At 64.6% G+C, this 14,152-nt stretch carries 12 protein-coding genes; 10 read left to right on the top strand and 2 right to left on the bottom strand.

From position 1 onward, the window contains the following. Window positions 1-7: 7 nt before the first annotated feature. On the top strand, window positions 8-1,279 hold the full coding sequence (locus R3D65_RS15410) for an FCSD flavin-binding domain-containing protein (protein ID WP_371276148.1): 1,272 nt from the start codon (window positions 8-10) through the stop codon (window positions 1,277-1,279). A gap of 108 nt (window positions 1,280-1,387) precedes the next feature. On the opposite strand, the gene R3D65_RS15405 is transcribed toward R3D65_RS15410, so the two are convergent. Continuing rightward, entirely contained in the window at window positions 1,388-2,482 is a 1,095-nt protein-coding gene (locus tag R3D65_RS15405) for a YeeE/YedE thiosulfate transporter family protein (protein WP_371276147.1), read from the bottom strand. A 400-nt stretch (window positions 2,483-2,882) separates the two neighbouring features. On the opposite strand from R3D65_RS15405, the gene maiA reads away from it, so the two are divergent. The 5 genes from maiA to R3D65_RS15380 all read left to right on the top strand — a co-directional run bounded on the left by maiA (window position 2,883) and on the right by R3D65_RS15380 (window position 7,810). Continuing rightward, window positions 2,883-3,533: a maleylacetoacetate isomerase gene (gene maiA, locus R3D65_RS15400; RefSeq protein WP_371276146.1), complete on the top strand. Its 651-nt coding sequence runs from the start codon at window positions 2,883-2,885 to the stop codon at window positions 3,531-3,533. A gap of 94 nt (window positions 3,534-3,627) precedes the next feature. Continuing rightward, window positions 3,628-4,935 (top strand): Rieske 2Fe-2S domain-containing protein, encoded by a 1,308-nt coding sequence (locus R3D65_RS15395; protein ID WP_371276145.1) that lies wholly within the window; start codon window positions 3,628-3,630, stop codon window positions 4,933-4,935. A gap of 11 nt (window positions 4,936-4,946) precedes the next feature. Continuing rightward, on the top strand, window positions 4,947-6,410 hold the full coding sequence (locus R3D65_RS15390; RefSeq protein ID WP_371276144.1) for a glutamine synthetase family protein: 1,464 nt from the start codon (window positions 4,947-4,949) through the stop codon (window positions 6,408-6,410). Window positions 6,411-6,446: 36 nt separating this feature from the next. Beyond that, window positions 6,447-7,214: an SDR family NAD(P)-dependent oxidoreductase gene (locus tag R3D65_RS15385; RefSeq protein ID WP_371276143.1), complete on the top strand. Its 768-nt coding sequence runs from the start codon at window positions 6,447-6,449 to the stop codon at window positions 7,212-7,214. Beyond that, on the top strand, window positions 7,211-7,810 hold the full coding sequence (locus tag R3D65_RS15380; RefSeq protein WP_371276142.1) for a pyridoxamine 5'-phosphate oxidase family protein: 600 nt from the start codon (window positions 7,211-7,213) through the stop codon (window positions 7,808-7,810). Before R3D65_RS15385 ends, R3D65_RS15380 begins: the two co-directional genes overlap by 4 nt. On the opposite strand, the gene R3D65_RS15375 is transcribed toward R3D65_RS15380, so the two are convergent. Continuing rightward, on the bottom strand, window positions 7,811-8,986 hold the full coding sequence (locus R3D65_RS15375) for a cystathionine beta-lyase (RefSeq protein WP_371276141.1): 1,176 nt from the start codon (window positions 8,984-8,986) through the stop codon (window positions 7,811-7,813). A gap of 322 nt (window positions 8,987-9,308) precedes the next feature. Between R3D65_RS15375 and R3D65_RS15370 the strand changes: the two genes are divergently transcribed. The 4 genes from R3D65_RS15370 to R3D65_RS15355 all read left to right on the top strand — a co-directional run bounded on the left by R3D65_RS15370 (window position 9,309) and on the right by R3D65_RS15355 (window position 13,899). Next, a complete protein-coding gene (locus tag R3D65_RS15370) occupies window positions 9,309-10,340 on the top strand; it encodes an amino acid ABC transporter substrate-binding protein (protein WP_371276140.1) in 1,032 nt (343 codons plus the stop codon). A 134-nt stretch (window positions 10,341-10,474) separates the two neighbouring features. Continuing rightward, entirely contained in the window at window positions 10,475-11,668 is a 1,194-nt protein-coding gene (locus tag R3D65_RS15365; protein WP_371276139.1) for an amino acid ABC transporter permease, read from the top strand. Between the two features lie 268 nt (window positions 11,669-11,936). After that, window positions 11,937-13,094: an amino acid ABC transporter permease gene (locus R3D65_RS15360; RefSeq protein WP_371276138.1), complete on the top strand. Its 1,158-nt coding sequence runs from the start codon at window positions 11,937-11,939 to the stop codon at window positions 13,092-13,094. A 55-nt stretch (window positions 13,095-13,149) separates the two neighbouring features. Continuing rightward, entirely contained in the window at window positions 13,150-13,899 is a 750-nt protein-coding gene (locus R3D65_RS15355; RefSeq protein ID WP_371276472.1) for an amino acid ABC transporter ATP-binding protein, read from the top strand. The last annotated feature ends 253 nt before the right edge of the window (window positions 13,900-14,152 follow it).

The raw sequence follows: 14,152 nt of genomic DNA, 5'->3' as shown, positions 1-14,152 counted from the left end.
GGAAGACATGACACGATTGACTCGCAGGCATTTCGGGCTGGTGGTGGGCGCCAGTGCAGCAACCCTGGCCATGCCGGCCTATTTGCGCGCACAGGGCAAGCCCAGGGTCGTCGTCATCGGCGGCGGGGCAGGCGGCGCGACGGCAGCCCGCTACATAGCCAAGGATTCCAAGGGCGAGATCGATGTCACCCTGATCGATGATTCCGAGAAATTCACCACCTGCTTCTTTTCCAATCTTTATCTCGGCGGGTTCCGCGATTTCGACTCCATCACCCATGGCTATGAAAAGCTCGAGGCGAATTACGGGATCACAAAGGTCACCGGCTATGCGCAGACCGTCGATCGCGCCGCCCGCAAGGTCATCATGGCCGACGGCTTGGAAATTCCATACGACCGCCTCGTCGTGTCGCCCGGCATCGACCTGATCTGGGATTCCGTGCCCGGATATTCTCAGGAGGCGGCGGAGATCGCGCCGCATGCCTGGAAGGCCGGGCCGCAAACGCAATTGCTGAAGGCGAAGCTGGATGCCATCGGCAATGGCGAGCAGATCGTCATGGTCGCGCCGCCCAACCCCTATCGCTGCCCGCCCGGCCCCTATGAGCGCGTATCCATGATGGCGCACCTGCTCAAGGCGAAGGGTGTGGATGCGAAGATCATCATCATCGATCCGAAGGAGAAATTCTCCAAGCAGGGGCTCTTTTCCGAAGGCTGGGAAAAATACTATCCCGGCATGGTCGAGTGGTATGGTCCCAATATCCATGGCGGCATCGCAAGCGTGGACGTCAATGCCGGAACGGTGGAAACCGATCTCGACACGTTCAAGGGCGCGCTGCTCAACATCATTCCCGCCCAGAAGGCCGGCATGATTGCTGCCGAGGCCGGGCTCACCGATGACAGCGGCTTCTGTCCCATTGATCCTGCCTCCATGCGCTCGACCATGGATGAGAACATCTTCGTCATCGGCGATGCCTGCATTGCCGGCGCCATGCCGAAATCCGGGTTCTCGGCCAATAGCCAGGCCAAGGTTGCCTCGATGAACATTCGCGGCGACCTGACCGGTTCCAAGGTCTTCCCGGCGAAATACTCCAACACCTGCTGGAGCCTGATCGAAACGGATGACGGCGTGAAGGTCGGTGCGCAATATGCGCCGCAGGATGGGCAGATCGCTTCCACCTCCAGCTTCATCTCGCAGACGGGCGAGGATGCTGCGCTGCGCAAGGCGACCTACGAGGAATCCGTCGGCTGGTATGCCGGTATCACGGCCGACATGTTCGGCTGAACGTCTTCCTCCCGGTGTCCGCGCCGGGCAGCGCGGGCACGGACGGCAAGCGGCGGTGCAAGGGGTTGCACCGCCGCTTCCTGTATGTCCCGGGAGGGCTGCCTGCGATTATTCGGCCGGCTGGACGGCGGTGCGGGCCAACTGCCCGGTCTGCGCGGTTGCGTCGATGAAACGATGCGCCAGCGCCGCCGAACCGGCCATCGCGCCGAGACCGGCAAGCGCCGATACGGCAAGCACGGCACCGCCGGTGAAGCCGGCGCCGACGGTGCAGCCGACAGCCAGGATGCCGCCAAAGCCCATCAGCGCCCCGCCCGCCGGATAGCGCCAGGCCGCGGCCGCGCCCGGATCGCGAAAACCGCTCAGCCGGAATTCGCCGAACAGCAGGGCGGCCAGAAAGGCGCCGGCCAGCGTGCCGATGAGTACGCCCTGGTCGAGCCCGTACCCTTCGCTTGCGCCTGAAGCCAGTTCGCCTGTCGTGGCGAGCGGGCGGATGAAGGAAAGGCTCTCCGCCTGGATCGGCTCGAACACCTGAAGCGACAGCACATAGGTGAAGTACCAGCCGCCGGCGACCGCCAGTCCGACGGCGACGCCGCCAAGAACGCGCCAGACCGATGCCCGCGCCGCAATGGCGAGGCCGGCTGCCGAAAGCACCAGGACCGCGCCGATGGCAGGGCCCGCACCCTGGGCAAGACCGGCATGGGCAAGAAGGTCGTTGCCCCCGATGGCAGCCGTGTTCCACAACCCGCCAATCGCGTCGCGTGCGGGAACGAGAAGCCCCGAATAGGTGGCAAGTCCGGCCGCCGCGATGACAAGCGTGGTGACGAGGGCGCGGAGATTGCCGCCAGCCGCCAGCACCAGGTGGCGCGAGACACAGCCGCGCGCCAGCACCATGCCGAGGCCGAACAGGCCGCCGCCGATGAGTGCGCCGGACAGGCTTTGCGCCGTGGAAAAGAAGCGCGTCTCGGCCACGTCCACCGTGCCGCGCCAGATCAGCAACTGAACGGCGAGCAGGGCCGTGGCAAAGCCGGCCAGCCAGACGGCCGAGGCGCGCCGGTCCTTGCCGAACAGGCCGATGACGGCCGAGCGCGTGCAGAAGGCCGAGCGCCGCGCGGCAATGCCGAAGACGAGACCGAGGGCCACGCCGCCGGCAAGCGCCGCGCCGTTTTCGCCGACCGTGTCGATAAGGGGAACGAGATCGATCATCACCGCTGTCCTTCCGCGAGAATGGATCGGCCAAGGATAGGCATGCGGTTGGAAAAATCGCCGTCGGCGATTGCGCCACCGCTGGCTGAAAGAGAAAAATTGACCTGCATTGATCGATTGCGCGAAAAGAAATTCCGGCCCAGGCGGGCCAGGGCTGCGCTGCGATACGGCGCGGACGGGACAGGAGCTCGTCTGCCGTTTCGTTGGCCGGGCCGGGAAACCGGAAAAACCGCGCCCGTTCTCCTTGCCGTCACGTCCGGTTGACACGCGCCGTATCGCGGTCCGTCAACGGATCCTGCCGGGCAATGTTCCGGCTGCAAGATCAACGCTTGCCTTGTAAAGCGTCACAAGGCAGTTTGGCGCCCGCTCGGGCAGGCGGGCGATCACCGGGAGGAACCTGATGGCCAACATCACGCTGCACAACTATTTCCGTTCATCCACGTCTTACCGCGTGCGCATCGCCCTGGCTCTGAAGGGCATCGACTACGACTACGTGGCCCATCACCTGCGCCATGGCGGGAACCGGGCACCGGATTTCCTGGCGGTCAACCCGCAGGGGCTGGTGCCGGCGCTGGTCTGGTCGGATGGCACGGTGCTTGGCCAGTCGCTCGCCATCATGGAATTCATCGATGACATGGTGCCCGAACCGCCGCTCCTGCCCGCCGATGCCCATGGCAAGGCGCGGGTGCGCATGCTCTCGCAGATGATCGGCTGCGACATCCACCCGGTCAACAACCTGCGCGTTCTCAATGCCATTCGCAAGCGCTTCGGCGCCGACGACGCGGCCGTGGCCGACTGGTTCCGCCACTGGGTGGCCGAGACCTTCGCACCCATGGAGCAGATGCTGGCGCAAGACGGGGCCACCGGCACCTTCTGCCATGGCGAGACCGTGACCATGGCCGACCTTTGCCTTGTTGCGCAGGTCGCCAACAACGGCCGCTTCGGTGTCGACATGGAACCTTACCCGACGATCCGACGCATTCACGACGCCTGCATGGAGATCGAGGCTTTCCGGGCAGCCGCGCCGATGAACCAGCCCGACGCGGAATAGATAAGGCTTTCATCAAACAGGCATTGAAAAGCGGCTTGCAAGCTGAAAACCTGCTTGCGGCAGCAATGACGACAAGCATGGGAGAAACCCCGCCATGATGAGCCAGGAACAGAATGACCTGATCACCCGCATCGGCCCGGGCACGCCCGCCGGCGCCGTGCTGCGCCGCTACTGGCAGCCCGCGGCACTGGCCGAGGAACTGGTGTCGGCCCGGCCCGTCGTGCCGGTCACGCTGCTGGGTGAAAGGCTCGTCCTGTTCCGCGACGAAGAGGGCGAGCTGGGCCTGATAGGGCGTCATTGCCCGCATCGCGGCGCCGACATGTGTTATGGCCGGCTGGAAGACAACGGCTTGCGCTGTCCTTTCCACGGCTGGCACTTCAACCGCGACGGCCAGTGCGTGGAGCAGCCCGCCGAGCCCGAAGGCAGCCGCATGCACGAGAATATCCGTGCGGTTTCCTATCCGGTGGTAGAACGCAACGGCATCATCTTCGCCTATATGGGGCCGGGCGACCCGCCGCCCTTTCCCGCGCTCGATTGCTTCGCCGCGCCCGACAGCCATGTCTTCGCCTTCAAGGGCCTGTGGGAATGCAACTGGCTGCAGGCCATGGAAGTCGGCATCGATCCGGCCCATGCCTCCTTCCTGCATCGCTTCCTGGAGGACGAGGATCCGTCCGCCAGCTATGGCAAGCAGTTCCGCGACAAGGCCGCCGATACCGAAATTCCCATGACGAAGCTGCTGCGCGATTATCCGCGCCCCGAGATCAAGGTCGAGGACGCGCCGCACGGCCTGCGCCTCGTCGCGCTACGCCACATGGAGGACGGGCGCACCCATGTGCGCGTGACCAACCAGGTGTTCCCGGAAGCCATCGTCATCCCCATGTCGCGCGAAATGACGATCACGCAATGGCATGTGCCCGTCGATGACCAGACCTGCTACTGGTATTCCATGTTCACCAGTTTCGGAGCGCCTGTGAACAAGGCCCTGATGCGCGAGCAGCGGCTGAAGGAACACCGCCTGCCGGACTACGCGCCGCTGAAGAACCGGGCCAACAATTATGGCTACGATCCCGACGAGCAGAAGGACCGCACCTATACCGGGATGGGCATGGACATCAACGTGCATGACCAGTGGGCGGTGGAAAGCATGGGTCGCATCCAGGACCGCACGCAGGAGCATCTGGGCCGCTCCGACATCGCCATCTCGCGTTATCGCCGCATGCTGCGCGCGGCGATCGAGGCTGTCGGCAAGGGTGATGAAGGCGCCTTGCCCATGGCCAACGGATCGGCCGCCGCGGTGACAGGCCCGGTGGCGGTGGATGCCATCGGATCGGCCAGCGAGGACTGGCGCGCCGTCTATGAGCGCGCCGATTCCGAGCGCCGCGCCGGCTGCGCCTGGGCCTGAAGGGGAGCGCGATGGGGGGACATTCGCCTGATAGCCTGAAGTCCGGTCTGGTCGGCACCAAGGGCCTGCTTGACGACGAGGGATTCCGCCGCGCAGCCGAAATCTGCGCCGAGATGGAGGCCGGTGAATTCGAGACCGTGCGCGTCTGTTTCATCGACCAGCACGGCATCCTGCGCGGCAAGACGCTGGTCGCCGATGCGCTCGCCTCCGCCTTCCGCTCTGGCGTCGCCATGACATCGACACTGCTGCTGAAGGACACGTCGCACCGCACCGTTTTCGATGTCTGGGCCGCCGATTCCGGTTTCGGCCGTGGTGTGCTGACCGGCGCGGGCGACTTCCTCATGGTGCCCGATCCGCGCAGCTTTCGCCCGCTGCCCTGGTCGCCGCATTCCGCCCTCATCCTCTGCGACATCTGGCAGGCCGATGGCGAAGCGCTGCCCTTGTCGGCGCGCGGCATTCTTGGCGCCGCCGTGGACCGGCTGAACGCCGCCGGCATGGATGCGCTCTTTGGCCTCGAACAGGAATTCTTCGTTTTTTCCGTCACCGACGAGCGACTGGCCCACGGCGATGGCGGCATGCCGCCCCGGCCGCCCGAGACGCAATTGCTTGCCCATGGCTACCAGTATCTGACCGAGGCGCGCTACGACGCCCTGGAACCGGTGATGGACGAGTTGCGCCGCGCGGCCCTCGCCATGGACCTGCCCGTTCGGACCATGGAGATCGAATTCGGCCCCAGCCAGTTCGAGTTCACCTTCGAGCCGCAGCGCGCCATGGCGGCCGCCGACAATGCCGTCCTGTTCCGCCATTGTGTGAAGTCCGTTTGCGCCCGCAACGGCCTGCACGCCACCTTCATGTCGCGACCACGCGTCGAAAACGGCATGGCCAGCGGTTGGCACGTGCATCAGTCCGTCACCGGCCTGGGCGGCGAGGAAAACCGCTTCATGCCGCAGGCCGGGCGTGAGCCGACACCGACGGCCTCCGGCTGGATCGCCGGCCTGCTCGAACATGCCGTGTCCGGCTGCATGCTGACCACGCCGACCGTCAACGGCTACAAGCGCTACCTGTCCGCCTTGCTGGCTCCGGATCGCGTGCAATGGGCCCATGACAACAAGGGCGCCATGCTGCGTGCGCTGTTTCGCGAGGGCGATCCGGCCAGCCGCATCGAGAACCGTACCCCGGAACCGGCGGCCAACCCGCATCTCGCGCTTGCCTCGCAGATCCTGGCCGGCCTCGATGGCGTGACGCGCGGCCTGACCGCGCCCGCCCCGGTGGAAAGCCCCTATGCCGGGGACGCGGAGCGCCTGCCGCGCAATCTGGGTGCCGCCATCGAGGCCTTCGCCGGCAGTGCCTTCTGGCGCGCGGCGCTGGGTGAAACCGTGGCCGACTGGCTGACACGCATCAAGCGGGCAGAATGGGACCGCTACCTTTCGGAAATCTCCGAATGGGAGCACAGGGAATATTTTTCGCTGTTCTGACGGCGGAATCGAAAAGACTGACGGGAGGGAAAATCCGTGTATCGCAATCCGTTTTCGCTGGATGGCAAGATTGCCGTCATCACCGGGTCGTCGCGCGGCATCGGCAAGGCCATTGCCGAATGCATGGCCGGCCTTGGCGCCAGGGTGGTGATTTCCAGCCGCAAGGCCGATGCCTGCGAGCAGGCCGCCGCCGGCATCCGCGCCGAAGGCGGCGAAGCCCTTGTCGTGCCGTGCAACATTTCCGACAAGGCGCAGGTGGAAAACCTCATCGCCGAGACCGAGGCGCGCTGGGGCAAGCCGGACATCCTTGTCTGCAACGCGGCGGTGAACCCCTATTACGGACCGTTGACCGACCTGCCCGACGAAGCCTTCGACAAGATTTTCGCCAACAACGTGAAGTCCAATCTCTGGCTGTGCGGACGCGTGATCCCCGGCATGGCGGAAAAGGGCAACGGGTCGATTGTCATCATTTCTTCCATCGGCGGGCTGCGCGGCAATGGCGTCATCGGCGCCTACGGCATGTCGAAGGCGGCCGATGTCATCCTCGCCAAGAATCTCGCCGTGGAACATGGGCCGAGCGGCATTCGCGTCAATTGCGTGGCGCCGGGCCTGGTCAGGACCGACTTCGCCCGCGCCCTGTGGGAAGACGAGAAGGCGATGAAGGTCCGCAATGCCATGACGCCGCTGCGGCGCATCGGCCAGCCGGACGAGATCGGCCCTGTCGCGGCCTTCCTGGCCTCCGATGCCGCGAGTTTCATCACCGGCGAGACCATCGTCGCCGACGGAGGCGTGACAAGCGCGTGACGAAACCTGCATGGCATGACGATCTCCGGGCCTTTTCCGCCTGGTGCAGACAGGTGCTGGCTGAAGCGGCGGCAGGGCGTGAACTGGCGCCGCGCCTCATGCAGGTCGCCACCATTGGCCTTGACGGCGCGCCGCGCCTGCGCACCGTGATGCTGCGCAGCGTCGAGGCGGACGGTTGGCACATCACCTTTCACACGGACGCCACCAGTTCCAAGGCTGCGGAACTGACCGCCGATCCGCGGCTCGAAGCCCATCTGTGGCGCCAGGACCTGCAAGTGATGCTGCGCCTGCGTGGCCGCGCCAGCCTCGTCAGGCCGCCGGATCCGCGCGCCCTGGCGGCTTGGGACGCTCTGCCCGGCCACTCGCGCCATGTCTATCGCCTGACCGAGCCGCAGGGGGCGACGATCGCCCGCGGCGGCGGCTATGGCCGGCACGAGGCGAAGCCCGGTGGTCATGACCCTGGCCTCGACCACTACGCGGTCGTGTCGGTGGCGCTGGACGAGATCGAGGGCGTCTCGCTGGACTCGGCCGGCCACCGCCGCGCCATCTGGCAGGCGCCCGGCCGGGAACGGCCGGACCGCTGGCTCGTGCCCTGATCAGGCAGCCGCGTTGGCCGCTTCCAGTCCGGCGGCAAGGTCGGCCTTCAGGTCAGCCACATCCTCCAGTCCGATCTGCAGGCGGATCAGCGGGCCGCCATAATCGGTGCGGCTGACGGTCCGGTCACCCAGGTAGACGTGGACCGCCAGGCTCTCATGTCCGCCCCAGGAATAGCCGAGACCGAAAATCTCCAGCGCGTCGAGAAAGGCATGCGCCTTTTCGGTGCCGCCGCCCTCGAGCACGATGGAGAAAAGGCCGGACGCGCCGCAGAAATCGCGCTTCCACAGGTCATGGCCCGGAAACGATGGCAGGGCAGGGTGCAGCACCTGCTTCACGCCCGGCTGGCCTTCCAGCCATTGCGCCAGCGCAAGGGCGCTTTCGCCGTGGCGTTGCAGCCGCACGCCCATGGTCTTCAGCCCGCGCTGCACGAGATAGACATCATCCGGCCCGGCACAGGTGCCAAGCGTCAGGAAGCCCTCGTGCAACCGGTCCCAGCAGGCATCGTTTGCCGAAACCGTGCCAAGCAGCACGTCGGAATGGCCGCCGGGATATTTCGTCGCCGCGTGGACGGAGATGTCGACACCATGGTCGAGCGGCTTGAAGAACAGCGGCGTGGCCCATGTGTTGTCCATCATGACGATGGCGCCGCCGGCATGCGCCGCTTCGCAAATGGCCGGAATATCCTGCATTTCAAACGTGTTGGAGCCCGGCGACTCGGTCCAGACCACCTTTGTGTTCGGCTTCATCACGCTGGCGATGCCGGCACCCAGTTCCGGTGGATAGTATTCCACCTCCACGCCAAGGCGGGCCAGCATGGTATCGGCGAACCGCCGCGTCGGATTGTAGACCGAATCGACAATCAGAACATGGTCGCCGGCAGACAGGAACGAGAGCAGCGGTACGGTGACGGCCGCCAGGCCCGACGGCACGCAGATCGTGCCCGCCGAACCTTCCAGCGCGTCGATGGCACTGGCCAGCGCATCGGATGTCGGCGTGCCCCGCGTGCCGTAGGTGTAGCGCTGGTTGCGCGAGGCCATCGTGCCGGCATCCGGGAACAGGACGGTGGACGCATGGACGACCGGCGGCTGCACGAAGCCATGATATGATCGGGGTTCGTGGCCCGAATGCGCCAGCCGCGTGTTGATGCCCCTGGATTTTCCGTCCGTGCCCGTCATGCCTGTCCCTTCCCTTTGCCGGTGAGTGCGTCTTGCCAAAGGCATAAGCGCCGGCACCGCTGTTCGCAAGCATCCGTTCCGGCCGGGGAACGGGGCGAAATGAACTTGCATTAAACTGTCTTCGAATGCACCGAAATGCACCTTGGCGGACAGACGGCGCTTGACGATGGCGGCAAGAGCGAATTTGATAGCCGTTGCAATGGGAACCGGGCACTGGGGACCATCGGTTTGAATGGCCGGATGGATTGCCGAAACGGCAGGCCGTGGCCGGATCGAAAAACAGGGACCGGGGAAACCGGTCCGCAATCAAGGGGTTTGCCACATGAAGACAGAACTTCTCACCGGCGTAATCGGCGCTGCGATGCTCACCGTCGCCGCCTCCGCCGCTTCCGCTGCCACGCTGGATGACGTGAAGGCCAAGGGCTTCGTGCAGTGCGGCGTGTCCACCGGCCTTGCCGGTTTCTCCGCGCCGAATGACAAGGGCGATTGGTCCGGCCTCGACGTGGACCTGTGCCGCGCGGTCGCTTCCGCCATCTTCGACGATCCGAATGCAGCCAAGTTCTCGCCGCTGTCGGCCAAGGAGCGTTTCACCGCGCTGCAGTCCGGCGAAGTCGACATGCTGCCGCGCAACACGACCTGGACGATCAGCCGCGACACCTCGCTCGGCCTGAACTTCCGCGCCGTGAACTACTATGACGGCCAGGGCTTCATGATCAACAAGAAGAACCTGCCCGACATTACCTCCGCCCTGCAGCTTTCCGGCGCCGCCGTCTGCGTGCAGGCCGGCACCACGACCGAACTGAACCTCGCCGACTATTTCAAGGCGAACAACATGCAGTACAACCCGGTCGTCTTCGAGAAGCTCGAAGAGGTCAACGCCGCCTATGATTCCGGCCGTTGCGACGTCTACACGACCGACCAGTCGGGCCTCTACGGCATCCGCCTGACGCTGAAGAGCCCGGACGACCACGTGGTCCTGCCGGAGATCATTTCCAAGGAACCGCTCGGCCCGGCCGTGCGCCAGGGCGATGACCAGTGGTTCGATATCGTCACCTGGGCCCATTTCGCCATGGTCGCCGCCGAGGAACTGGGCGTGACCTCGGCCAATGTCGAGGAGATGAAGAATTCCGGCAATCCGGACATCAAGCGCCTGCTCGGCACGGAAGAAGGCACGAAGCTGGGTGAAAACCTGGGCCTGACCAACGATTGGGCGGTTCGCATCATCAAGCATGTCGGCAATTACGGCGAAGCCTTCGAGCGCAATGTCGGCTCCGGCTCGAACCTGAAGATCTCGCGCGGCATCAACGCGCTGTGGACCAAGGGCGGCCTGCAATACGCTCCGCCGATCCGCTGATCGCCGCCAACATGCACTGAAAACGGCCAGGGGCGGCGCCCGCCGCCCCGGCCTCTTCCCGGCAGGCCGGGCAAGGCCCCACCACGAAAAACATATCGGGGCTGCAGATAAACAGACAAGCTCATGAGGGGATCATGGCTTCAACAGAACTCTCCGGTGACCGGGGCGGCGTCAGCGCTGCGTCGTGGTTCTACGATCCGAAGATTCGCGGCATCGTCTATCAGGTCCTGGTTTTCGTGGGCCTCGTCGCCTTTGTCTGGTGGATCACCAACAACACGATCGAGAACCTGCGTCAGGCCAACATCGCCTCCGGCTACGATTTCCTGAACGGCCGCGCCGGCTTCGACATCGGCCAGACGCCCATCGAATATACCAGCGATTCCACCTATGGCCGCGCCTTCATCGTCGGCATGATCAACACGGTGATCGTTGCCTTTTTCGGCATATTGACGGCCACCATCGTCGGCTTCCTCATCGGGCTCGGGCGCCTCTCGCACAACTGGCTGATCCGCAAGATCTGCATGGTCTATGTCGAGATTTTCCGCAACATCCCGCCGCTGCTCGTCATTTTCTTCTGGTATTTCGGTGTGCTGTCGGTCCTGCCGCAGCCGCGTGACAGTGTCGACATGCCGCTGGGCTCATTCCTCAACAACCGTGGCATCTTTCTGCCCAAGGCGGTCTGGGGCGAGGGCGCCTGGCTGATCGGCCTCGCCATCGTCGTCGCCATCGCCGCCATCGTTCTGGTGCGCCGCTGGGCCTGGCAGCGCCAGATGGCCACCGGCCAGCCCTTTCCCGTCTTGTGGACCGCCGTGGGTCTCCTCGTCGGCCTGCCGCTTCTGGCCTTCATCGTGACCGGCTTCCCCCTGTCCTGGGATGTGCCCACGCTCGGCCGCTTCAACCTGACGGGCGGCATTCAGGTGAAGCCGGAATTCCTTTCGCTCTTTCTGGCCCTGTCCTTCTACACCGCCGCCTTCATCGCCGAGATCGTGCGCGCCGGCATCCTCGGCGTCGCGAAGGGACAGACGGAGGCCTCCTACGCACTCGGGCTGCGCCCGGGCCAGACATCGCGTCTCGTTATCGTGCCGCAGGCCATGCGCATCGTCATCCCGCCGCTGACCAGCCAGTACCTGAACCTGACGAAAAACTCCTCGCTGGCGATTGCCATCGGCTATCCCGATCTCGTTGCCGTGGGCGGCACGGTGCTCAACCAGACCGGTCAGGCCATCGAGGTCGTGGTCATCTGGATGATCGTCTATCTGGGCCTCAGCCTCGGCACCTCGCTGTTCATGAACTGGTTCAACGCCAAGATGGCCCTGGTGGAGAGGTGATACCAATGATTCCCCGCTCTGATCCATTTGATGGGCAAGTCCCGGCTGATCTGGCAAGGCGGATCGCGCAGGCCGATGTGGGGCATCGGTCAAGCGGTCCAACGCCGCCAGGGCTCCGGGATTGCTCACCGGAGGCCGGGTTTCCGGCTGTTCCAGCCTTGTCGCGCCGCTTGGCCGGGCAACCAGCCCGACCTTCACGTCTCTCCTCGCTGCCTCCAGCCGGAATTCCCGGTCAAATGGACCACAGCGGGAAACCATTGGTATAGCGATGCAGGAACATGACCTCTCCTATGTGCGCATGGAAATGATCAATGCGCGCGCCGCGCCGGTCAGCGGGAAAAGCTGGACGGCCTGGATTCGCAAGAACCTGTTCGCCAACCCGACCGACAGCGCCATGACGCTGATCGCGCTGGCGGCCATCCTTTACTTCCTGCCGCCCATGCTGAACTGGCTGTTCTTCTCGGCGCAATGGACGGGCACGGACCGAACCTTCTGCGCGACCGAGGCCCAGGGCGGCATCCAGCCCAACGATTGGGCCGGCGCCTGCTGGGCCTTTGTCGGTTCCAAGTTCGAGCAGTTCCTCGTCGGACGGTACCCGGTCGCCGAGCGCTGGCGCGTCTGGGTCACGGGGATCGCCTTTTTCGGCCTGATGGTGCCGTTGCTCATGCCGTCGATGCCGCGCAAGGGACTGAACGCCGTGCTCTTTTTCGGCGCCTTCCCGGTCTTCGCCTTCATCATGCTCTATGGCGGCATTTTCGGCCTGGAAGTGGTGGAAACCCCGCTTTGGGGCGGGCTGATGGTCACGCTGGTGCTTTCCTTCGTCGGGATCGCCGTGTCCTTGCCCTTCGGCATCGTGCTGGCGCTGGGACGACGATCCAACATGCCCGTGGTCAAGAGCCTCTGCGTCATCTTCATCGAGGTCGTGCGCGGCGTGCCGCTGGTTACCGTGCTGTTCATGGCCTCGGTCATGCTGCCGCTCTTCCTGCCGCAGGGGGTGACCTTCGACAAGCTGTTGCGTGCGCTCATCGGCGTTGCGCTGTTTGCCTCCGCCTACATGGCGGAAGTGGTGCGCGGCGGCCTTCAGGCCATCCCGAAGGGGCAATATGAGGGCGCGGATTCGCTGGGGCTCGGCTATTGGCAGAAGATGAACCTGATCATCCTTCCGCAGGCGCTGAAACTGGTGATCCCGGGCATCGTCAACACCTTCATCGGCATGTTCAAGGATACCAGCCTCGTCTACATCATCGGCATGTTCGACCTGCTCGGCATTGTCCGGCTGAACTTCTCCGATTCCACCTGGGCATCGGCGCAGACACCGGCCACCGGCCTCATCTTCGCGGGCTTCGTGTTCTGGCTCTTCTGCTTCGGCATGTCCCGCTATTCGATCTTCATGGAACGCCGGCTCGACACCGGCCACAAGCGATAGGAGCCAGCCAATGGCCGACGTTCACTCCGCTTCAGCCACCGCCAAGCCCGCCGGCATGCAGGTCTCAGAAACCGAAGTCGCCGTGGAAATCATCGGCATGCACAAGTGGTATGGTGATTTCCATGTGCTGCGCGACATCAACCTGAAGGTCATGCGCGGCGAGCGCATCGTTATTGCCGGGCCGTCCGGTTCCGGCAAGTCCACCATGATCCGCTGCATCAACCGTCTGGAAGAGCATCAGGAAGGCAAGATCATCGTCGATGGCATCGAACTGACCAACGACCTGAAGAAGATCGACGAGATCCGCCGCGAGGTCGGCATGGTCTTCCAGCACTTCAACCTGTTCCCGCACCTCACCATCCTCGAAAACTGCACGCTGGCGCCCATTCATGTGCGCAAGATGCCGAAGAAGGAGGCCGAGGAAATCGCGATGCACTATCTCGAGCGCGTCAAGATCCCCGAACAGGCGCAGAAATATCCCGGCCAGTTGTCCGGCGGCCAGCAGCAGCGCGTCGCCATCGCCCGCTCGCTGTGCATGAGCCCGCGCATCATGCTGTTCGACGAGCCGACCTCCGCGCTTGACCCGGAGATGATCAAGGAAGTGCTGGACACCATGGTGGGTCTGGCCGAAGAGGGCATGACCATGCTCTGCGTGACCCACGAGATGGGCTTCGCGCGTCAGGTGGCCAACCGCGTCATCTTCATGGACCAGGGCCAGATCGTGGAGCAGAACGCGCCTGACCAGTTCTTCGACAACCCGCAGCACGAGCGCACGAAGCTGTTCCTCAGCCAGATCCTGCACTGAGGTCAAGGCGAGCCGGCCGGCGCCTGCCATCCGCGCGAATGGCCAGGAAGGACGGGCGCTGCGAATGCCGCCGGGAGCCCTGATTGCGCCCGTCGCGCCTTCTGCCGTTCGCCGATGGTGACGCGCATGTCTTGCCAGCCTCCGGTAAAAACCGGAATTGCCTGATCGCCTCGCACGGCCGGCCTCGTTCGGCCGGCTGGTGAGAATCTTTTCACCATGTCGATACTGCGTCGCAAAAAATCCGGCTATGTGC

Origin of the sequence: Zhengella sp. (assembly GCF_041397485.1) — a bacterium.
Classification (GTDB): Bacteria; Pseudomonadota; Alphaproteobacteria; order Rhizobiales; family Rhizobiaceae; genus Zhengella.
Note: the sequence above shows the minus strand (reverse complement) of the source record. Positions and strands in the feature narration are given on the sequence as shown.

Coding starts and splice junctions, on each gene's coding strand:
- R3D65_RS15410 (WP_371276148.1), top strand. CDS start 8: ATGACACGATTGACTCGCAGGCATTTCGGGCTGGTGGTGGGCGCCAGT.
- R3D65_RS15405 (WP_371276147.1), bottom strand. CDS start 2,482: ATGATCGATCTCGTTCCCCTTATCGACACGGTCGGCGAAAACGGCGCG.
- maiA (WP_371276146.1), top strand. CDS start 2,883: ATGGCCAACATCACGCTGCACAACTATTTCCGTTCATCCACGTCTTAC.
- R3D65_RS15395 (WP_371276145.1), top strand. CDS start 3,628: ATGATGAGCCAGGAACAGAATGACCTGATCACCCGCATCGGCCCGGGC.
- R3D65_RS15390 (WP_371276144.1), top strand. CDS start 4,947: ATGGGGGGACATTCGCCTGATAGCCTGAAGTCCGGTCTGGTCGGCACC.
- R3D65_RS15375 (WP_371276141.1), bottom strand. CDS start 8,986: ATGACGGGCACGGACGGAAAATCCAGGGGCATCAACACGCGGCTGGCG.
- R3D65_RS15370 (WP_371276140.1), top strand. CDS start 9,309: ATGAAGACAGAACTTCTCACCGGCGTAATCGGCGCTGCGATGCTCACC.
- R3D65_RS15365 (WP_371276139.1), top strand. CDS start 10,475: ATGGCTTCAACAGAACTCTCCGGTGACCGGGGCGGCGTCAGCGCTGCG.
- R3D65_RS15360 (WP_371276138.1), top strand. CDS start 11,937: ATGCAGGAACATGACCTCTCCTATGTGCGCATGGAAATGATCAATGCG.
- R3D65_RS15355 (WP_371276472.1), top strand. CDS start 13,150: ATGCAGGTCTCAGAAACCGAAGTCGCCGTGGAAATCATCGGCATGCAC.